Annotated in this window: 20 protein-coding genes and 1 riboswitch; of the genes, 1 reads left to right on the top strand and 19 read right to left on the bottom strand. The window is 48.8% G+C overall.

Going from position 1 to position 19,072, the window contains the following annotated elements; all coding sequences use genetic code 11:
- Positions 1–17: 17 nt before the first annotated feature.
- From KNQ06_RS02285 to KNQ06_RS02220, 14 genes are all read right to left on the bottom strand, one after another.
- Complete coding sequence (locus KNQ06_RS02285) at positions 18–851, bottom strand: MetQ/NlpA family ABC transporter substrate-binding protein (RefSeq protein WP_215147275.1); 834 nt, start codon at positions 849–851, stop codon at positions 18–20.
- A 32-nt stretch (positions 852–883) separates the two neighbouring features.
- Positions 884–1,549, bottom strand: a complete 666-nt coding sequence (locus tag KNQ06_RS02280; RefSeq protein WP_215147273.1) for a methionine ABC transporter permease — start codon at positions 1,547–1,549, stop codon at positions 884–886.
- On the bottom strand, positions 1,546–2,568 hold the full coding sequence (locus KNQ06_RS02275) for a methionine ABC transporter ATP-binding protein (RefSeq protein WP_023469162.1): 1,023 nt from the start codon (positions 2,566–2,568) through the stop codon (positions 1,546–1,548). The genes KNQ06_RS02280 and KNQ06_RS02275 overlap by 4 nt, the downstream gene beginning before the upstream one ends.
- 78 nt (positions 2,569–2,646) lie before the next feature.
- Positions 2,647–2,751, bottom strand: a riboswitch (SAM riboswitch).
- A gap of 57 nt (positions 2,752–2,808) precedes the next feature.
- The gene (locus tag KNQ06_RS02270; protein WP_149427756.1) at positions 2,809–3,975 is read right to left on the bottom strand and encodes a bifunctional cystathionine gamma-lyase/homocysteine desulfhydrase; all 1,167 of its coding nucleotides are present in this window, start codon (positions 3,973–3,975) and stop codon (positions 2,809–2,811) included.
- Positions 3,968–4,891, bottom strand: coding sequence for a PLP-dependent cysteine synthase family protein (locus KNQ06_RS02265; RefSeq protein WP_064299451.1), 924 nt, complete (start codon positions 4,889–4,891; stop codon positions 3,968–3,970). Before KNQ06_RS02265 ends, KNQ06_RS02270 begins: the two co-directional genes overlap by 8 nt.
- Entirely contained in the window at positions 4,888–5,352 is a 465-nt protein-coding gene (locus KNQ06_RS02260; protein ID WP_023469165.1) for an S-ribosylhomocysteine lyase, read from the bottom strand. The genes KNQ06_RS02265 and KNQ06_RS02260 overlap by 4 nt, the downstream gene beginning before the upstream one ends.
- 3 nt (positions 5,353–5,355) lie before the next feature.
- Positions 5,356–5,994 carry a class I SAM-dependent methyltransferase gene (locus KNQ06_RS02255; RefSeq protein ID WP_215147271.1) on the bottom strand — a complete coding sequence of 213 codons (639 nt, stop codon included), beginning with the start codon at positions 5,992–5,994 and terminating at the stop codon, positions 5,356–5,358.
- A 539-nt stretch (positions 5,995–6,533) separates the two neighbouring features.
- Complete coding sequence (locus KNQ06_RS02250; RefSeq protein ID WP_023469167.1) at positions 6,534–6,815, bottom strand: thioredoxin family protein; 282 nt, start codon at positions 6,813–6,815, stop codon at positions 6,534–6,536.
- Positions 6,816–6,913: 98 nt separating this feature from the next.
- Positions 6,914–7,297, bottom strand: a complete 384-nt coding sequence (gene gcvH / locus KNQ06_RS02245; RefSeq protein ID WP_029342437.1) for a glycine cleavage system protein GcvH — start codon at positions 7,295–7,297, stop codon at positions 6,914–6,916.
- A 64-nt stretch (positions 7,298–7,361) separates the two neighbouring features.
- On the bottom strand, positions 7,362–7,724 hold the full coding sequence (locus KNQ06_RS02240) for an arsenate reductase family protein (protein ID WP_023469169.1): 363 nt from the start codon (positions 7,722–7,724) through the stop codon (positions 7,362–7,364).
- A 34-nt stretch (positions 7,725–7,758) separates the two neighbouring features.
- Entirely contained in the window at positions 7,759–8,211 is a 453-nt protein-coding gene (locus KNQ06_RS02235; protein WP_149427758.1) for a DinB family protein, read from the bottom strand.
- A 75-nt stretch (positions 8,212–8,286) separates the two neighbouring features.
- On the bottom strand, positions 8,287–10,071 hold the full coding sequence (locus KNQ06_RS02230; RefSeq protein ID WP_047393397.1) for an acyl-CoA dehydrogenase family protein: 1,785 nt from the start codon (positions 10,069–10,071) through the stop codon (positions 8,287–8,289).
- Positions 10,068–11,258, bottom strand: coding sequence for an acetyl-CoA C-acetyltransferase (locus KNQ06_RS02225; RefSeq protein WP_055968856.1), 1,191 nt, complete (start codon positions 11,256–11,258; stop codon positions 10,068–10,070). The genes KNQ06_RS02230 and KNQ06_RS02225 overlap by 4 nt, the downstream gene beginning before the upstream one ends.
- 17 nt (positions 11,259–11,275) lie before the next feature.
- Positions 11,276–13,693: a 3-hydroxyacyl-CoA dehydrogenase/enoyl-CoA hydratase family protein gene (locus tag KNQ06_RS02220; RefSeq protein ID WP_215147269.1), complete on the bottom strand. Its 2,418-nt coding sequence runs from the start codon at positions 13,691–13,693 to the stop codon at positions 11,276–11,278.
- A 183-nt stretch (positions 13,694–13,876) separates the two neighbouring features.
- Here KNQ06_RS02220 and KNQ06_RS02215 point away from each other — a divergent pair, with 183 nt between their 5' ends.
- Positions 13,877–14,524, top strand: coding sequence for a class I SAM-dependent methyltransferase (locus KNQ06_RS02215; RefSeq protein WP_055968860.1), 648 nt, complete (start codon positions 13,877–13,879; stop codon positions 14,522–14,524).
- A 524-nt stretch (positions 14,525–15,048) separates the two neighbouring features.
- On the opposite strand, the gene KNQ06_RS02210 is transcribed toward KNQ06_RS02215, so the two are convergent.
- From KNQ06_RS02210 to trhA, 5 genes are all read right to left on the bottom strand, one after another.
- Entirely contained in the window at positions 15,049–15,729 is a 681-nt protein-coding gene (locus KNQ06_RS02210) for a hypothetical protein (protein ID WP_215147267.1), read from the bottom strand.
- A gap of 84 nt (positions 15,730–15,813) precedes the next feature.
- Positions 15,814–16,632, bottom strand: coding sequence for a DUF2785 domain-containing protein (locus KNQ06_RS02205; protein ID WP_215147265.1), 819 nt, complete (start codon positions 16,630–16,632; stop codon positions 15,814–15,816).
- A gap of 59 nt (positions 16,633–16,691) precedes the next feature.
- Positions 16,692–17,609, bottom strand: coding sequence for a proline dehydrogenase family protein (locus KNQ06_RS02200; RefSeq protein WP_064299442.1), 918 nt, complete (start codon positions 17,607–17,609; stop codon positions 16,692–16,694).
- 84 nt (positions 17,610–17,693) lie between these two features.
- Positions 17,694–18,368 (bottom strand): TVP38/TMEM64 family protein, encoded by a 675-nt coding sequence (locus tag KNQ06_RS02195; RefSeq protein WP_047393377.1) that lies wholly within the window; start codon positions 18,366–18,368, stop codon positions 17,694–17,696.
- Positions 18,365–19,024, bottom strand: coding sequence for a PAQR family membrane homeostasis protein TrhA (gene trhA / locus KNQ06_RS02190; RefSeq protein ID WP_035396436.1), 660 nt, complete (start codon positions 19,022–19,024; stop codon positions 18,365–18,367). The genes KNQ06_RS02195 and trhA overlap by 4 nt, the downstream gene beginning before the upstream one ends.
- Between the last annotated feature and the right edge of the window lie 48 nt (positions 19,025–19,072).

Below are 19,072 nucleotides of genomic sequence, written 5' to 3'. Positions count from 1 at the left end.
TGCCGGTTTCGGTGAACTTATTTGCTGACTGGAACGACCGCACCTTTGTACTTGTCGAGGATCCAATCTTGGTTTTTCTTTTCGTGCAGAACGTCAAGAAGTGCTGTGACACGCTTGTCTTTCTCATCACCATCACGTGTAACGATGATGTTGACGTATGGTGACGACTCATCTTCTGAAGCGATCGCGTCTTTCAGTGGGTTCAGACCGTTATCGATCGCATAGTTCGTGTTGATGAGGACAGCGTCGCCTTCATTGTTTTTGTAAGCTTGCGGAAGAAGTGATGCTTCGATGTTCGTTTTGAACTTAAGTTTCTTCGGGTTCTCCGCGATATCACCGAGTTGTGCATCTGTCGTTTTACCGTCTTTGAGCTTGATCAATCCTTCATTTTGAAGGAACGTCAAGACACGACCGCGTTCCGCGACGTTTGAGCTCGTTAAGATCGTTGCACCGTTTGGTAACTTATCGAGTGACTTGTATTTCTTCGAGTAGATACCGAGTGGTTCAACGTGGACGCCACCTGCGTTCGCGAACTTATATGATTTGTTTTCTTTCTCTTGTTGCTCGAGATACGGTACGTGCTGGAAGTAGTTCGCATCGATTTCTTTTGAAGCGAGTGCTTTGTTCGGAAGTACGTAATCTTGGAACTTCTGGATCTCAAGTTTGTAACCTTTTGCTTCATATTCTTTTTTAACGTGCTGAAGAATCTCAGCGTGCGGTACGTTTGAAGCACCGATGACAAGTGTTTTGTCGTCGCTACCTGATCCTGATGATTTTTCGCCACATGCAGCAAGGCTGATTGCTAAGACGGATACAGCAGCAGTACCTACGAATTTTTTCCAAACTTTCATGAATGATTCCTCCAATATGATTAAGTTTTGAATTAACGTTTATCGATTGCTCGGATCAGCAAATCACCAATGATTTGGATGACGAAGACGATCGCTAAGATTAAGAGTGTCGCAATGACGATGACATCGTTTTGAGAACGCTGGAATCCTTCGATGAAGGCCATGTCCCCAAGTCCACCTCCGCCGACTACTCCGGCCATTGCCGTATAACCGACAAGTGAGACGAGTGTGACCGTGATACCAGAAACGATGGCAGGCAACGCTTCCGGGACTAAGACTTTATAGATGATTTGGAACTTCGTCGCTCCCATCGATTCAGCTGCCTCGATGACACCTTTATCGACTTCGCGTAACGCGAGTTCAACCATCCGACCGTAAAATGGTGCAGCACCGAAAATCAGTGCCGGTAATGCTGCCGTTGGTCCGAGGAACGAACCGACGATTGCTGTCGTAAATGGAATCAATAAGATCAGTAAGATGATGAACGGAATCGAACGGAAGACGTTGACGATCAAGCTCAACACTGAATAAAACGCCCGATTCTTGAACAATAACTCTTCGTTTGTCGCATACAATAGTAAACCAATGATCAAACCGAGGACGAATGTCGAAACCCCAGCGATTGCCGTCATATAAACGGTACTGCCTGTCGCTTCCCACACCATGTTCCAATCTAGATTGTCAAAGAATGAAATCATCGGTGATCCACCTCCACTTCAACATCACTGGCTTGAAGCTTCGTGATGACCGCTTGTGTTGCTTCTGTTTCCCCGATCAACTGAATGAACAGTGTACCGAGTGCCCCTTCCTGCGATTGACCGACGTTTCCGCCGATGATATTGAACAGGACCGGTGAATCCTTCATGACTTCCGCGAGGATCGGGCTTTCCGCTGTCGATCCGACGAACGTCAACTGAACGATTTTTCCGGTTGGGTACCGTTCGCGTAGTTTCGCGAACGTTAACTCGTTCTCTGACGGTGACGTCAATTGTTTGACGAATTCCTTCGTCATCGCTTGCTTCGGATGACGGAAGACTTCTGCGACCGGTCCTTGCTCGACGATTTTACCGGCTTCCATGACGGCGACCCGGTGACAGATTTTTTGAATGACGTGCATCTCGTGTGTGATCAAGACGATCGTCAGTTTCAGTTTTTCATTGATGTCGACGAGTAACTCAAGGATTGAGTCCGTCGTCTTCGGATCGAGTGCACTTGTTGCCTCGTCACATAAGAGAACGTCCGGGTTCGATGCCAGTGCCCGAGCGATACCGACACGTTGTTTTTGACCACCCGATAATTGTGACGGATAGGCTTTTTCGCGTCCGTCCAAACCAACGAGTTGGATCAGTTCCGCTACCCGTTCCTTGCGGTGTGCTTTCGGGAAGCCACCCAGCTCGAGTGGGAACATGATGTTCTCTTCAACCGTCCGTGACCATAGTAAGTTGAAGTGCTGAAAGACCATCGAGACATTCTTGCGGACGCCTCGTAATTCCTTTGGTTTCAGTGATGTCATCTCAACACCATCGATTTGGATCGAACCACTCGTTGGTGCTTCAAGCATATTCAGCAATCGGATCAAGGTCGATTTCCCTGCTCCGGAATAACCGATTATTCCAAAAATTTCACCGCGCTCGATTGTCAGATCGACATTCGCGACGGCTTCGACCGCTCCGCGCTTTGAGCGATAAATCTTTCCTACGTCTTGTAAACGAATCACAACTGTCCCTCCTAAAATAAAAAAAGTGCGCGCGTTTTAGAGCAAACGCGCGCACTTTTCAGTACACAAAACCATTTGCTCTCATCTCCCAGACTTTTGTCTGCTGGAATTAGCACCACTTCGGATTAGATCCGCGGTTGCCGGGTTTCATCGGGCCAGTCCCTCCACCACTCTCGATAAGAGTTTCGGTATTAAGTTTGTAGAATATATTCTGAATATTAGCAGGGGTTATTTTTGTTGTCAAACAGTTTTTTCAGAAACTTTTTCGAGGAACGTGAAAGCACGTGTTAAGTCTTCTTTCAAATCTTCCGCGTCTTCAAGTCCAACTGAAATCCGGACGAGACCGTCTGTGATGCCGAGTTCTGCCCGACGCTCTGCTGGGATCGACGCGTGCGTCATCCGTGCCGGCACCGAAATCAGACTCTCGACGGCACCAAGACTCTCAGCAAGTGTGAAGAAGTGTGTCGCCTCGACGAGTTTTTCTGCATTCGCTGCTGAACCAACATCAAAGCTGATCATCCCACCAAACCCAGTCGCTTGTTTCGCTTGGATGTCGTGACCAGGATGCGATGCAAGTCCTGGGTAGAAGATGTTCGAGACGATATCTTGCGCTTGTAGGAACGCAACGAGATCATGGGCTGTCTCTTCGATCGCATCCATCCGGATACCGAGTGTACGAAGACCACGGACGAGCAAGAAGCTGTCTTGCGGTCCAAGCACGCCGCCTGTCGAGTTTTGGATGAAGTGCAGCTCTTCGCCGAGCGCATCATCTTTGACGACGACAAGTCCAGCGACGACGTCCGAATGTCCGCCGATGTATTTCGTCGCACTGTGCAAGACGATGTCTGCACCAAGTGCGAGTGGTTGTTGATGATAAGGTGTCGCGAACGTGTTGTCGACGACGAGTTTAAGATCGTGACGTTTGGCAATCGTTGCGATGGCTGCGATGTCCGTCACTTTCAACAACGGGTTCGTCGGTGTTTCGACGTAGACGATCTTCGTGTTGTCTTGGATCGCTGCTTCCGTTGCCGCAAGGTCCGTCGTATCGACGAATGTCACTTCGATGTTGAACTTCGGTAAGACACGTTGCATCAAGCGGAACGTACCACCGTAGACGTCATCTGTCATGACGATGTGGTCGCCAGACTCAAGCAAGTGGAAGACGGCATGGATTGCTGCCATCCCAGAACCGAAGGCAAAACCACGTGCGCCACCTTCGAGATCCGCAATCAATCGTTCGATGCTCGTCCGTGTCGGGTTCGCTGTCCGTGAGTATTCGTATCCGTCCTTGAGTTGACCGATTTTATCCTGCTTGTATGTGCTTGTTTGATAGATCGGAGGTGTGACGGCTCCTGTTGCCCGGTCGACACCTGTTCCTCCATGAATCAATGCTGTCTTCTTACGCATGAGTTTCGTCCACCTTTTCAAAGATTTGTTGGCTTAAGTAGCGTTCGGCACTGTCTGCGAAGACGGTGACGATCGTACTGCCGGGGTGACGCTTTGCGATATCAAGCGCAGCAACGAGCGCTGCACCTGCTGAACTACCGACGAGTAATCCTTCGCGAGCAGCGAGTGTATGAACCGCGTCAAATGCATCGCGGTCAGAAATCGTATGAATCTCGTCGACGAGTTCACGCGGAACGAGACTTGGCCATTTTGCTGTTCCAATGCCTTCTGTCTTATGCGGACCGGCTGGACCACCATTTAAGACGGAGCCTTCCGGTTCGACGATCGCTGCTTTTGTACCGAGACGTTGTTTTAAGAAGTCCGCTGTTCCGGCGAACGTACCACCTGAACCACAACCGGCAACGAACCAGTCGATGTGCGACAAGTCCGCAATCAGCTCAGGACCGAGTGTCCGCTGATACGTGACTGGATTCTCTTCGTTTTCGAATTGTAACGGAACGTAACTGTTCGGAATTTCCTGACCGAGTTCTTTAGCCCGGTCGATAGCCCCTTGCATATCGAGTTCAGTCGGCGTGTTGACGACGGTTGCGCCGAGTGCCCGCATCAACGTCTGTTTTTCTTGACTGAATTTTTCCGGAACGACACAGATGACTTGAAGATCATATTTTTTAGCGGCGAGCGCCAAGCCGATGCCGGTATTCCCGGCTGTCGGCTCGATGATCGTACCGCCTGGTGTCACATGTCCGTTTTCGATTGCTGCATCAACGAGTTGAATGCCAAGGCGGTCTTTGACGCTGCCCCCAGGGTTCATCCATTCGAGCTTCGCCAAAATGCGCGTACCAGCAGGCAAATCGAATGAAGTGATCTCGTAGAGTGGTGTGTTTCCGACGAGGTCGCGGACGTTGTTCGCGATCATCCGAAGACGATGTCCCATTCATCACGACCGGCAAGCATTTTCTCGGCATAGTGCTTCGCTCCTTTGAGGTCATGTGCGCTCGCAAATCCACATTGGACTTCGTTTTGCGCTGGAATCTCTTCTGCTGCGAGGACGTCTTTCAACGTCTTCTCAACGAGTTCGCTCATTTTTTCGACTGAGTCGAAGTTCATCATCGCCATGTAGAAACCTGTTTGGCATCCCATCGGCGAGACATCGATGACATCATCCGAGTAGTTACGGATGTTTTCAGCAAGTAAGTGCTCGAGTGTGTGCATCGCACGCATCGGCATTTGCTCAACGTTTGGTTGTGTGAAACGGATATCGTATTTGACGACTTGGTCGACTTTACCTTCTTTATAACCCGCGACGCGGATATAAGGTGCTTTGACTTTCGTATGATCCAGGTTAAAGCTTTCGACGTTCATTTTTTGAAGTGCCATGATTTATTCCCCCATTTTCTCGGCTTCTACGAGCCAGACGAAGTGATTGTATTGTATAAATTTAACAGTGAATCCCCGTGATGTAAACAATTCTTCCATGACTGGAATCAACGGGTAAAACTCGCGTTCGAGATCTTCCGCTAACGCATCAAACCCTTGAGCACGTGCTTCACGGATCGTTTGCAGGCGCGCCTCTTCTGAGACGAACATCGTATCCGCGTAGACGATTTTTCCGTCTGCCGGTAAATGTGATGCCATCAGTTCGATTGCTTCTCCCTTTTCCTCATCTGTTAGATGATGAAACGCATACGTCGAAACAAAACTGCGTGCTCCCTTCGCCTCGAACGAGAGGAAGTGACCATCCTGTACATCAAGCGATGGAATCTTTTCCGTCAGGATTGCCCGCATCTCCGGACTTGGTTCAACGGCGAGTACGGCGTCGTGACGTGCCAGAAGACGTTGTGTCAGGTTCCCTGTGCCTGCTCCGAATTCAATGACCGGCGACTGCGCTTTATCCGCTACTGTATCCAAAATCTCATCGTATCGACGAAAAACCTCTTTATATTCCGGATCGTGTCCGGTTACTGTCTCGTCATACGTTGATGCCCATTCTGTGAAAACATCCATAAAACGTACTGTCATGCCTTGTCGTCCTCCATCTCACCAGTTAATTCCGAGTAATCGGATATGAATTAAAGTAATTTTCCTTATTCGCATTGTAGCAAGGAGATTCTATCCTGGCAAGCGACCGGCTCGAAAAACTTCCAGAAAACAAAAAAAAGGCGTTGCCGGCGAACCGACAACACGAATAATGTGGTTAGAAATGCTACGAAGGAAAACCCAGCTCCATTCGGAATTGTTCGCTCTTCCGCGTGGAGGACGGCGCCTGTTCGACATGATCGCCAGCTTACGTTCACTTCCTGATCGGTCCTTTCGATCCACCACCCGTTCATTGCACCGCTTCGTCTTTGGGGGACGACTTAAGGGGAAACAATACACCGGCTTAGGATGGGAGAAAGGGTTCAGGACTTGAATCGTATTGAACGATCATCTCTGCTAGACTTCCTATAATGCATTTCTAGAAGTTGTTATGAATATACCATTCATATTTCTGCGTTGTCAACGGATTATTGTAAATATTCCGACAATTTAACAAAAAGAAAAATCCAGTTGGACTTTTCTTACCGTTCTTGACAGAAAGCAAAGACGTTTTGAACGGACTGGAAAGCATAAAGGCGCTCTACGACTTGATTTTCTTCAATTCGCAACAACGCAGGAACACTCATGACACGGGCTTCTTCTAAGAAATCCGGAATGAAATTCCCGTTCGCCTTCTGAATCGATTGACCTGATTCCGTCGCTTCGACGATATCGAGCATACGCTCCGCGATGGCGCATGTCCCGCACATCGGTGCATAGACATACAATAGCCCGTTTTCCGGGACGGTCGTGACCTCTTGCATGACGGTCGCTCCTTTCTTCGTGGTATCTGTCGTCAGTATACAAAAAAAAGAGAGCGGACGAAACGCAAGCGCCTCGTTCACTCTCTTTTCGTTAAGTATTACTCGTTGATCATCGATTTGTACGCCGCAGCGTCCATCAATGCCTCGACTTGTGAAGCATCTTCGATTTCGATGTCAACCATCCAAGCACCTTCGAATGGTGACTCGTTGACGAGTTCTGGGGAATCCGAAAGGTTTTCGTTGATGGCAACGACTTTACCAGAGATCGGTGCGTATAACTCCGAGACTGTCTTGACCGACTCGACTGAACCGAATGGCTCGTTTGCTGAGATCGTATCTCCGACTTCAGGCAATTCGACGAAGACGATATCCCCGAGTTCGTGTTGCGCGAAATCCGTGATTCCGATGCGCGCCTTGTTTCCTGATACTTCGACCCATTCATGTTCTTCCGAATAGCGTAAGTTGTCTTTTACTTGACTCATTTCCGATTCCCCCTGTGGACTAATTTGGACTAACGTGTTCAGTATACCAAAATCGACTCTGAACTTAATACCATTTTCCTTGATACATTTCTTCCTTGAAGCCGATCGTGACGTCTTTCCCGTCTGTGACGATCGGACGCTTCAACAACATGCCGTCACTTGCGAGTAACTTGTATTGCTCGTCTTCTGATAGCTCTGGAAGTTTGTCCTTGATCCCTTGCGAACGGTATGATTGACCGCTCGTGTTGAAGAATTTCTTCAGTGGCTCTCCACTCTTTTGATGAAGTTCCTGAATCGTCGTTGCAGATGGTGTCTCCTCGACGATATGTTTGTAATCCACTTCGACACCGTGCTGTTCGAGTGCTTTTTTTGCTTTGACGCACGTACTACATTTCGGATAGCCGTACATCGTGACTGTTTTTGTCATGTTCCTCACCTCACCTTCAAGAGTAGCAGATGGATCACTTCTGCTTCAAGCGTGCGAGCGCCCCGTCAATCTGATCTTGGTGATGCGCGTCATGGGCAACGAACGACTCGACGAATGTAAGTGGTCGGAAATCCTCATAGGTTGCTTCAAACTGCTCGTCAGACAAACGATCGAGGTGATTGACGATGTCACGCCGGACGCTGATTGCTTTCTTCAATAAGGCGAGCGGATCGATATGATGCGCATATTCGACCGCCAGTCGATTGAACTGATCAAAATCCGTCTCGACGAGCGTCAACGGTTCATCCGGTAACTTCGAGATGGCATGATCGTAATAAAACCGGTCCCATAAATACAGATGACTGACGCACTCAAGGACGGTCCACTTATTAAGCGCAAGCGGCAGATCCCATTCTTCCGGCGACAAACGTTCAAGGGATTGATAGTAGGCAATCGCAAATTGCAGTTCAACCAATTCTTGGCGCATCTCGTTTTCCTCCTCCAACCAAAAACTTCGCCTTTACAGAGATTTTCCCTGCAAAGGCGAAGCGGTAAACCTGACTTAGACCGTATATTTGTTTGACTCGATGAGACGTTTTGCGATGTCGCGTTTCGTACCGATGACGTTGATTGGCTGGTAACGGCTGAATTTTTTCAGCGCCGAGAGCAACATCCGGAGTTCGTCGCCGCTTGCTGCCGCGTAGAGAGTCTCTTTTGCGTCACGCTCGACAGCTTCGAACGCTTGTTGTGCGAAGACTTCCGTGTAACGGACTTTCAGTTCGCTCTTCTCGATTCCTTTGTCGGTAATCGCTTTGTCCGTCCGGACGATCGCTGACTCGAGCGCATAGATCGCACTCATGATGTCGGCTGTATTCGCTAAGATCTCTTGCTCGCCTTGGAGTTTGTCCTGGTATTTCTGGACCGCTGTTCCGGCAGTCAACAAGAAGATTTTCTTCATCATCGCGAGTAAGTGGCGTTCGCGATCAAGTGGTGCTGTTCCGATTTCTGTCGGCATGAAGCTCATCACTTCTTGTTGCAGACGTTGCGCTTCCGCAAGCAACGGCAACTCGCCTTTCATCGCTTTCTTCAGTAATGTTCCTGGAACGAGAAGACGGTTGATCTCGTTCGTTCCTTCGAAGATCCGGTTGATCCGTGAATCACGGTACATGTTCTCGACTTCATATTCTGCCATGAAGCCATAACCACCGTGGATCTGAACCGCTTCATCGATGACATAATCAAATGTTTCCGAAGCAAAGACTTTGTTCATTGAGCATTCGATTGCGTACTCAGCGATTGCATCGGCGATTTTCTTACCGTCCTTGCTCTCTTCTTCTGACAACTGATCGAGACTGTCTTGGAACAGACCACCCGTCCGGTAGACCGAACTTTCCATCGCATACGTCTGTGCTGCCATCGTCGCGAGTTTTTCTTGAATCAATGGGAACGAGCTGATCGGTGTCTTGAACTGTTTCCGTTCGTTCGAGTACTGGACTGCGAGATCAATCGCCCGTTTTGACGAACCGACAGCACCGACAGCTAATTTGTAACGACCGACGTTCAAGATGTTGAAGGCGATGACGTGACCGCGTCCGATCTCACCAAGGACGTTATCGACCGGTACTTCTGCATCTTGTAAGATCAACGTCCGTGTCGATGATCCTTTGATTCCCATCTTCTGTTCCTCGACGCCTGTCGAGACGCCTGGATACGATCCTTCGACGAGGAAGGCGGTGAACTTGTCACCGTCGATTTTTGCGTAGACGACGAACAAGCTTGCAAAACCAGCGTTCGTGATCCATTGTTTTTCACCGTTCAAGATGTAGTGCGTACCAGCTTCATTCAAGACAGCCGTCGTTTTAGCACCAAGAGCATCCGAACCAGAGCCTGGTTCCGTCAACGCGTACGAAGCGATCCACTCCCCTGAAGCGAGTTTCGGCAAGTATTTCTGCTTTTGCTCTTCGTTACCGAAGAAGACGATCGGCAACGAACCGATTCCGACGTGTGCGCCGTAGCTGAGGGCGAACGAACGTCCACGCGCGAACTTCTCCGTGATGATCGAAGACGAGATCTTATCCATCTGATAGCCGCCGTATGCTTCTGGAACGTCTGCGCCGAGTAGACCAAGCTCGCCTGCTTCACGGAGGAGACCGACCGACAGTTCGAACTCGTGTTTTTCGATTCGGTCAAGGACAGGAACGACACGATCTTCGACGAACTTCGCTGTCATGTCACCGACCATTTTGTGTTCTTCCGAGAAATCCTCTGGTGTGAAGAGACGTTCTGGTGCTAACTCATCTAATACGAAACTGCCACCTTTGATTAATTCGTTTGTCGTTTGGCTCATTGTCCTGTTCCTCCTTCAACTAGTTCGAATACACCTGCTGCGCCCATTCCGCCACCGATACACATCGAGACGACACCATACTGGACATTCCGGCGTTTCATTTCATGCAAGAGCGTCAATGTGAGTTTCGTTCCTGTACAACCGAGGGGGTGACCGAGGGCAATCGCTCCACCGTTGACGTTGACGATGTCTTCGTTTAATCCAAGCTCGCGGATGACACCGAGCGACTGCGAAGCGAACGCTTCGTTCAACTCGATCAAACCAACGTCCTCAAGCGTGATGCCTGCGAGGTCCAGTGCCTTTGGAATCGCAACGACTGGTCCGATTCCCATCACTTCCGGACGGACACCACCGACCGCAAACGACTTGAACTTTCCGAGAATCGGTAACCCTTGGCGTTCTGCTTCTTCCCGTTCCATGACGAGGACGGCAGCCGCACCGTCTGACGTCTGCGAAGAGTTCCCTGCTGTGACGCTACCGCCGAGGCGGAACGCTGGGCGAAGTTTCGCAAGACCTTCCGGTGACGAATCCGGACGAACGCCTTCATCGTGTTCGACGATGAATGTCTTCTCTTCGATTTTCAGTTCATCATTGACGAATTGTTCCGTCACCGTTACCGGGACGATCTCGTCAGCAAACTTACCAGCCGCGATTGCTGCCGCTGCTTTTTGATGGCTCTTCAAGGCAAACGCATCTTGATCTTCCCGTGAGACATTGTAGGTCGCAGCGACTTGCTCCGCTGTATGCCCCATGCTCATGTAGTATTCCGGTGCCGTGTCGACGATCGACGGATTAGGTCGGACGACGTGACCCGGCATCGGGACTTGACTCATCGATTCAAGTCCTCCGGCGACGACGGCTGTTGCTTGCCCCGTCATGATCTTCATCGCTGCGTCAGCGATCGATTGTAATCCACTTGAACAATACCGGTTGATCGTGATCGCTGGTACCTCGTGTGATAATCCACCGAGGACTGAAGCGTAACGGGCGATGTTCATCCCCTGCTCTGCTTCCGGTAAGGCACATCCGAGAATGACGTCATCGACCGCTCCCGTGTAACCGGACCGTTTCAATGTTTCTTGGATGGCGATGCCTGCTAATTCATCCGAGCGCATCGATTTGAATGCGCCCTTTTTTGCTTTTCCGACCGGTGTCCGTGCACCAGCGACGATTACTGCTTCCTTCATCCGAATCCCCCCAGTCCTCAGTTACGAAGCGGCTTGCCTTTGACGAGCATGTGCTGCATCCGTTGTTGTGTCTTCATCTCACCGATTAGGCTCAAGAATGCTTCCCGTTCGATGTCGAGCATATATTGTTCATCGACGTGGCTACCGAAGGCGACGTTTCCGCCGGCGATGACGTGTGCGAGTTTACTTGCGATTTTCAAATCGTGTTCCGAGATATAACCGCCGTAGAACATTTCGCGTGTTGCGAGTTCAAGCGTCGCTTTCCCCGCACGACCGACGACTGGAATCTTCGCTTTCGCTGGTGCCGTGTAGCCGGTCCGGTCCAGTTCAAGGACGAGTTGTTTCGCATCATACGTCAAGTGATCCCGGTTCATCGAGATCTGATCAACGGAGCGGACATATCCGAGTTCGCGTGCTTCAAAGGCTGATTTTGAGACTTTTGCCATCGCGACGTTCTCGAACGTCTTTTGCGCTGCTTTCTCGATATTGACGAGTCCGTCCGGTGTGTTTTCTAACAGTCGACGATACGTATTGACGTTTCCGCCGCCTCCTGGAATCAGACCGACACCGACTTCGACAAGACCCATATACGTTTCAAGCCCGGCTTGCAGACGAGCTGCCGGAAGCGAGATCTCCGTACCGCCACCAAGCGTCATCCCTTGTGGTGCAGCGACGATTGGACGCGATGCATAACGAATCTTTTGAATCGATTGTTGGAACTTGTTGATGATCCAGTCGAGCTCGAACCAGTTTTCATCTTCCGCTTCCATCAGCATCATCGCTAGGTTCGCACCGACACAGAAGTTCTTGCCATCGTTCGCGATGACGAGACCACGGTGGTTTTTCTCAACGAGATCGACCGACTGTTCGATCATCTGCATGATGTCGACACCGATCGCATTGCTCTTCGAAGTGAACTCGAGGACTGCGACATCGTCACCGATATCAAGCAAGCGTGCCCCATTGTTCTCAAGGAGAACACCGTTTGACTTCCGGACGTCGCGGAGGCGGATTTCCTTCGGATTGACCGTTGCTCCGACGTAGTCTTTCGTTGCAACGTCATAATGACGACCGGACGCATCATAGAAGCTCGTTTTTCCTGCTTCGAGCATCTCATCGACCCATGCCGGTACTGCGTAACCATCTTGTTTCATCTTCGCGACCGTTTTCTCGACGCCAAGTGCGTCCCATGTCTCGAACGGTCCCATCTTCCAGCCGAAGCCCCATTTCATTGCTTCGTCGATTGCTTTGATGTCGTCTGCGATTTCTCCCGTCAGCTGAGCCGAGTAGAGCAATGTTTTCGCGTGGATCGGCCAGAGTAAGGCACCGACACGATCTTGTGCGAAGACGACGGCTTTCAGTTTGTTTTTTGCGCCCGGAAGTGCTTTAGCTTGTCCGATTGACGGTTCAGTAAGCGCTCTCTTTTCAACGTACTCGAATGTCTCGAGATCAAGTTCAAGGATCTGTTTTCCGACTTTCTTATAGAACCCTTGACCCGTCTTCGCACCAAGCGCTCCTTGTTCGACAAGGCGACGCATCTCAGCCGGGACCGCGAACGTCTCCTTCTCTTCGCCTTCTGGCAACAAGTCATAGACGTTGTTTGCAACATGGACGAACGTGTCGATGCCGACGACGTCGAGTGTCCGGAACGTCGCTGACCCTGGGCGACCAAGGAGTGGACCTGTGACCGAATCGACCTCCCCGATCGAATAGCCACCTTTTTTCATCTCATCCATCGTTACGAGGAGACCGTATGTCCCGATCCGGTTGCCGATGAAGTTCGGTGTGTCCTTCGCAATGACGACGCCTTTCCCGAGTCGTTCCTCTGCGAATTGTTTCATGAAGTCAATGACACTCGGATCCGTGTCTGACGTTGGAATCAACTCAAGTAACTTCAGATAACGTGGTGGATTAAAGAAGTGTGTCCCGAGGAAACGACGGTTGAACGATTCCGAACGCCCTTCGCGCATCGCTTCGATCGAGATGCCTGATGTATTCGAGCTGACGATCGCGTCTTCCCGAATGAACGGTTCGATCGTTTTAAACAATTGCTGTTTGACGTCGAGTCGTTCGACAACGACTTCGACGATCCAGTCCGCTTCTTTCAGACGCTCTAAGTCGTCTTCTAAGTTTCCGACCTCGATGAAGTCGATCAATTTCTTCGATGCGAGTGGTGCTGGATTTTGTTTCAAGAGTTTTTCGCGGTTATCGCGCGCGATGCGGGAACGGACGCGCGGATCACTCAGCGTCAAGCCCTGCTTCTCTTCTTGTGCCGTAAGTTCTTTTGGTACGATATCAAGCATCAATGTCCGTATGCCAGCATTCGCAAGATGTGCCGCGATGCCTGCACCCATCACCCCTGAACCGATGATGACGGCGAATTGGATGTGTTTCGTCAACTGGATTGTGGTCGGCTGACCGATTTGACTCGCCATGATATACCCCCTGAGTTTAAATTGAATGAACAACCATTCATTATACTGACAAAAAAAGAAGCCGAACGACTTTGGTGTGCTTCTTCTACATCTTCATCATAAATGAATAATGATTCAGTAGCAATAAAAAATCAGTCAATGGACAAATTTTCCTGTTAGACTGATAAAAAGGAGTGGATAGAAATGAGTCAAACCGAGCATGTATGGAATCAAAAAGCCGCCGACTGGGCGGATCGCGCTGACGATATGTGGACGAACGGCAGTCGGAAAACCGTTTTGCCGTTCTTACGAAAAACAATCACCGGTGGTCGTTTGCTTGATCTCGGTTGCGGTGATGGGGCAGCCTGTCGCTTACTGACACCGGACTTTCAGACAGTCGGACTCGATGTCTCAGACGAGATGATCCGAATCGCGCGTGAGAAGTCACCCGAGCAGACGTTCATCGTTGGAACAGGTGAAGCATTGCCGTTCGCCGATCATGCGTTTGATGTCGTCCTCGCCGTCAACTCACTCGAATGGTCGACACGTCCCGTTCAAGTGCTGCAAGAAATCGAACGTGTCGCTCCGCTCGTCGTCATCAGTCTACTCGGTCCGACAGCAGCACCGCGGCAACTTGCTTATCGTCGTCTGTATGGTGAGGAAGTCGCGATGGGGAATACGATGATGCCGTGGGAACTGTTGCAACTAGCAAAAGAACGGGGTTGGACGTTACTCGATGAAGCGGTCATTCAAAAAGAAGGAGCCGTCATGACGGGGCATCGGTTACTGGATCAAGCCCATGCTTTCTCGTGTTTGTTTGCTTTTCAGACGACAGCTGCGAGGGAGAGATAACTATGTCATATAGTACTTTTTATACTTTTATTTTGATTGCGTTAGGTATCAATCTGTTATTTTATATCGATTCACTTGATGTTTTAGAACGATGGCAATACTTTTTATTGTATATGGTTTTTCTAATGGGTATACCTGAACTCGGAAGACGCATTTTTCGACGCTATCAAGAAAAACGATTCCATCCGCAGACCTCTATCTTTCTTGTCATTCTAGTATTTGCAGGCATGCTGTTTTTAGGAAATATCATTTTGCCGTAATGATTGATGAAACTCCATCATCAGTAACCTCACTGTCTTCTCACCCGCTTTCCTGCAGGAGTCGGGTGAAGACATATGAGGTAGCTTAAATGTAATAAACGGTCTCTCACTAGAAGTTAAGAGACCGTTTTTGGTTGATTTCATTCAATTTGAGACTGCAAGTCACATTGTCTTCATCACACCGGTAACGGTAATGATACGTGTGAATCAAGATCGTCTACTTACTAAAATTCGTTTAGTACTTTAAGAAGTACTTTTACAGATTCAATCCTCCAAGTCATATTTCAAACGAGAAAAAGAACGACTTACCTTAAAATCGAAATCAATAAGAGTAGTTACATCGTAACTCTTTTGACGATAGATCTCTTTCATGAGTTGCAAGAAAATATAGCGACACGTATATAAATCATCTCCAGTGTCTTCTCTCATCGAAGCATAATCAATTTCTTCACCTAGCGAATCATACACAATCGTTTCAAACTCTAAATTCGTATGCCACATAAAATCTAAAAATCCTTGTAGAACTGCTTTTTTATACATATCTAGTGGAAAAGTAGACAAGATTTTATTTTTATAATAAAACTCTACTACTTTTTTTTGATAGAAAAATCGCATGATAAAGTTAGAAGAGACTTCCTCGCTCTCATATTGTAAAGACCAGTTTGATTTTTCAATGTCATATAGTTCACTTGTCGATACACTTTTTATTAAAGCGTGCCAAAACATGTATAGCTCACTTACATGTGCGTCAAAGGGAAGTGGTTCACCATCCATGCAAAAAACAACTTTTCCAGAAGGATATCCGTCAGCTCGGCCAAATGCATAATTAAATACATCGGTGTCTTTTAAATCGGTCATCTTTATGAACCCTGGGTATTCTTGATTAATATCTAGTTCTTTTTTTTCAGGAGGAATTTTAATGAAACTCTTAACTTCCAAATGCATAATAAAATAGTCCTTTCGTTTATGAGGATACTTCCTACCTGAGGACAGCGAAGAATTCGAAGACGTCCAATATACTCTATGTCTTTATCCTCCATGCGTTCGCTGATGTACCTGTCGCAACCACTCTTCAATTAAGACGAGATCCGATTGTTCTTCCCATTTCAGTCGGAAATAGAGTGTCTGTAGCATCTGTTTGACGTTACGATACGTCGTCCACTCCGCATCTCCCCACGTCACGTCACTCTCAAGCCACTCCTTAATATTATGTTCGATTCGTTGTAATAGGACATCTTCCGACAGTCCATGGCGACAAACTTGCAACCATGCCGTCACCATCCGGTCCGCTTCTTCATCGACATAGAGATAATCGGACCGCGTCAACTGACGAATCATCGCATCAATCGCTCCGAGTTCCTCCTCTGGACGACTCGCTGGGTGCGTAAACCAAACCGCATAGACATCTGCGATATGTGCCATGCTGTGTGCCCACCCCATTCCGTCAATGAATCCACGGACATCCTTTTCTTGCTCCAGATAAGTTTGTAAGTAAGTGGACAGCCGATCCAACTGACTTTGCGTCAATAAGTGTCGGGTTTTGTCCATCACTAACAATTCAGCGAGTGCCAGTGCTGAAAACGATCGTGTCAGGACAGCCGTTGTATCCGACGTTCCCATCCGATACATCAATCCATGCCCGCTTAAAATAAAATCGAAAATTCGATTGGTGTCTTCTATCGTAAATGACTCTGATGCGATGTAGGTCGCTAACTGCGGATAGATCAATCCATCCCGTAACTCAGAATCCGTCGAACCGATATGTAGAAGTAACTCATCGAGTAATGCAGGCGTTACACTCGCGTCTTGTTGTAGCAGTTCCTTTAATTCTTGTTCTGTGCATGCCATTCTGTCCTCTCCTCTCTGAATCAAAAAAAGACGATGCAACGTTGCATCGCCTTCTCTTCTTATCCTTTGACCATTCCTTTGAGAACGAAGGCAACGTTTGCCGGTCGTTCTGCTAAGCGGCGCATGAAGTAACCGTACCAGTCACGTCCATAAGGAACGTAGACACGGACTTTATAGCCTTGTTTGACGAGTTCGAGTTGACGCTCGACCCGGATGCCGAATAACATCTGGAATTCGAACTGGTCTTTTTCGATTCCGTTCTCTTTAGCGTGACGGATGACTTGCTCGATCATCGCATCGTCATGTGTTGCGACGGCAGCATAGTTTCCGAGTGATAATTGTAACTTCACGAGCTTGATGTAGTTGTGGTCGACATCTTCTTTCTCTGGGAACGCAACCGTTGCCGGCTCTTTGTATGCCCCTTTGACGATCCGAAGATTCGTCTCGAAGCGTCCGACACGTTTGATGTCATCTTCCGACCGGTAGAGGTATGACTGGATGACTGTTCCGATGTTATCGAAAGATTGGCGCAATTCTTCAAACAATTGAATCGTCTTTTCACAACGTGGCTCATCTTCCATATCAATCGTGACGAAGACACCGAGTTCTTTCGCCCGCGTTAAGATCCGTTCCATGTTCGAGCGAATCAATTCGTCCGAGATATCGAGTCCGAGTGATGTCAGTTTCAACGAGAGTTGCGAGTCTAATTTTTCTTCCGCAATCATCTCAACCGCACGAATACATTCTTGTGTCATCATCTCTGCTTCCGCTACCGTCGAGATGAACTCCCCTAAATGGTCCATCGTGACGCATAACCCTTTTGCGTTCAATTCCTGGATCGCCCGTTTCGATGCTTCCAATGAATCCCCTGCCACGAAGCGACTTGCTCCGAATTTAAGCCCGTATCGCTTGGCGAGACCGTTCAATGTCTTGTTTTGCGATAAGAAGATAAAACCATCCCGTAGTACTTTTTCCATCACTCATGATTCCCCCTAAATAAATGCTAGGCTGTTTTACCGTATCGGTTCACATCTCTGCACTCATATTATGCCATAAAGCGCTTACATACGCTCTTTATTTCGTTTATTTTTGAGAATCCGTTGAGCAACAAGTCCTACGGCAAAGAATAGGACATATAGTCCGATCGCAACGAAAAATTGCCAGGAGAACGGATCGCGCAGGCTTGAGCCGATATTGTTGTAAACGAACGCACCGGGAATGATCCCGAGATAGTTGGCGATAGCGAACTGTTTAAAGCGGATTTTCGATAGACCCGACGCGTAGCTGATCGCGTCAAACGGAAACAGTGGAATCAATCGAACGACGAGCACAACGAGAAAGCCGTTCGTCGCAATCCGTTCGTCAAGCACGTTCAGCTTCCCTTTCCCGATCAACTTCTCGACGCCACGGCGACCGAGCAACCGGGCGATCCAAAAGCTGAGCAAACCGCCGGTACCGGCACCAATGACGTCGAGCAATGTCCCGAGCCACGGTCCGTACGTATACCCACCAAATAACGTCAACAAGCTCGCCGGGAAAAAGACGAGTGGTCGGACGGTGTAGGCGAGCACGTAAAGCAACATCCCTGTCAGACCTTGATCCCGTACCCAATCCGATAATGCTTGAATGTCGAATTGCTCCAGCATTCCCGACATCCGGAAGTACAGGAGCAATCCAAGTCCAAACATAAAATACAGCGTAAGCGGGAGCCAGTCCCGGAGCCGTAATTTCTTCATGACATCGTCGCCGGAGCAACGTAATAGAAAATCGACAGGAAGATCAACACACTACCAGCAAGGACGAACAAATGCCAAATCGCGTGGTTATACGGCAAGCGTGCCCAGACGTAAAAGATGACGCCGAGGGAGTACGCAAGTCCACCACCGAGGAGCAGTAAGAATCCTTGTAACCCGAGTGCTTCATAGATCGGCTTGATCGCAAACAGACAACACCAGCCGAGGATCAGATAAGACGCATTCGAGATCCAGACATATTTACCGGTCGAATAGAGTTTCCAGATGATGCCGAGCGTTCCGACACCCCAGACGATTCCGAGCAATGTCCAGCCGAGCGGACCACGGAGCGTGATCAAGGCGAACGGTGTATAACTACCAGCAATCAAGAGATAGATGCCAGCATGATCTAAAATTTGTAGAACCTTGTTTGCTTTCGTATGCATCAGCGAATGCATCAAGGTCGAGAACAGATAAAGGAGAATCATCGTTGCCCCGAAGATACTGACAGCAGTGACGTTCCAAGCGCTGCCGGATTTCGTCGCCTGCAGAATCAACATCACGAGCGCGACGATACTGAAAATGACACCCAATCCGTGTGTAATGGCACTGGCGATCTCCTCTTTCAAGGAGTCACCTTTCGCGAGTAGCTCTTCGATCGTTTCTTTCGATTGTTGCTTGATCGTTTGCTTAAGTTCTTTTTTGGT

It is taken from the genome of Exiguobacterium sp. s91, assembly GCF_018618915.1.
Taxonomy (GTDB): Bacteria; Bacillota; Bacilli; order Exiguobacteriales; family Exiguobacteriaceae; genus Exiguobacterium_A; species Exiguobacterium_A abrahamii.
This window is presented reverse-complemented; position numbering and strand designations above follow the sequence as displayed.

What these genes read in the sequence shown, in the direction of transcription:
- KNQ06_RS02285 (WP_215147275.1), bottom strand. Translation starts at nt 851, where the DNA reads ATGAAAGTTTGGAAAAAATTCGTAGGTACTGCTGCTGTATCCGTCTTA.
- KNQ06_RS02280 (WP_215147273.1), bottom strand. Translation starts at nt 1,549, where the DNA reads ATGATTTCATTCTTTGACAATCTAGATTGGAACATGGTGTGGGAAGCG.
- KNQ06_RS02270 (WP_149427756.1), bottom strand. Translation starts at nt 3,975, where the DNA reads ATGCGTAAGAAGACAGCATTGATTCATGGAGGAACAGGTGTCGACCGG.
- KNQ06_RS02265 (WP_064299451.1), bottom strand. Translation starts at nt 4,891, where the DNA reads ATGATCGCGAACAACGTCCGCGACCTCGTCGGAAACACACCACTCTAC.
- KNQ06_RS02260 (WP_023469165.1), bottom strand. Translation starts at nt 5,352, where the DNA reads ATGGCACTTCAAAAAATGAACGTCGAAAGCTTTAACCTGGATCATACG.
- KNQ06_RS02255 (WP_215147271.1), bottom strand. Translation starts at nt 5,994, where the DNA reads ATGACAGTACGTTTTATGGATGTTTTCACAGAATGGGCATCAACGTAT.
- KNQ06_RS02250 (WP_023469167.1), bottom strand. Translation starts at nt 6,815, where the DNA reads ATGCAAGAGGTCACGACCGTCCCGGAAAACGGGCTATTGTATGTCTAT.
- gcvH (WP_029342437.1), bottom strand. Translation starts at nt 7,297, where the DNA reads ATGAGTCAAGTAAAAGACAACTTACGCTATTCGGAAGAACATGAATGG.
- KNQ06_RS02240 (WP_023469169.1), bottom strand. Translation starts at nt 7,724, where the DNA reads ATGACAAAAACAGTCACGATGTACGGCTATCCGAAATGTAGTACGTGC.
- KNQ06_RS02235 (WP_149427758.1), bottom strand. Translation starts at nt 8,211, where the DNA reads ATGCGCCAAGAATTGGTTGAACTGCAATTTGCGATTGCCTACTATCAA.
- KNQ06_RS02230 (WP_047393397.1), bottom strand. Translation starts at nt 10,071, where the DNA reads ATGAGCCAAACGACAAACGAATTAATCAAAGGTGGCAGTTTCGTATTA.
- KNQ06_RS02225 (WP_055968856.1), bottom strand. Translation starts at nt 11,258, where the DNA reads ATGAAGGAAGCAGTAATCGTCGCTGGTGCACGGACACCGGTCGGAAAA.
- KNQ06_RS02220 (WP_215147269.1), bottom strand. Translation starts at nt 13,693, where the DNA reads ATGGCGAGTCAAATCGGTCAGCCGACCACAATCCAGTTGACGAAACAC.
- KNQ06_RS02215 (WP_055968860.1), top strand. Translation starts at nt 13,877, where the DNA reads ATGAGTCAAACCGAGCATGTATGGAATCAAAAAGCCGCCGACTGGGCG.
- KNQ06_RS02210 (WP_215147267.1), bottom strand. Translation starts at nt 15,729, where the DNA reads ATGCATTTGGAAGTTAAGAGTTTCATTAAAATTCCTCCTGAAAAAAAA.
- KNQ06_RS02205 (WP_215147265.1), bottom strand. Translation starts at nt 16,632, where the DNA reads ATGGCATGCACAGAACAAGAATTAAAGGAACTGCTACAACAAGACGCG.
- KNQ06_RS02200 (WP_064299442.1), bottom strand. Translation starts at nt 17,609, where the DNA reads ATGGAAAAAGTACTACGGGATGGTTTTATCTTCTTATCGCAAAACAAG.
- KNQ06_RS02195 (WP_047393377.1), bottom strand. Translation starts at nt 18,368, where the DNA reads ATGAAGAAATTACGGCTCCGGGACTGGCTCCCGCTTACGCTGTATTTT.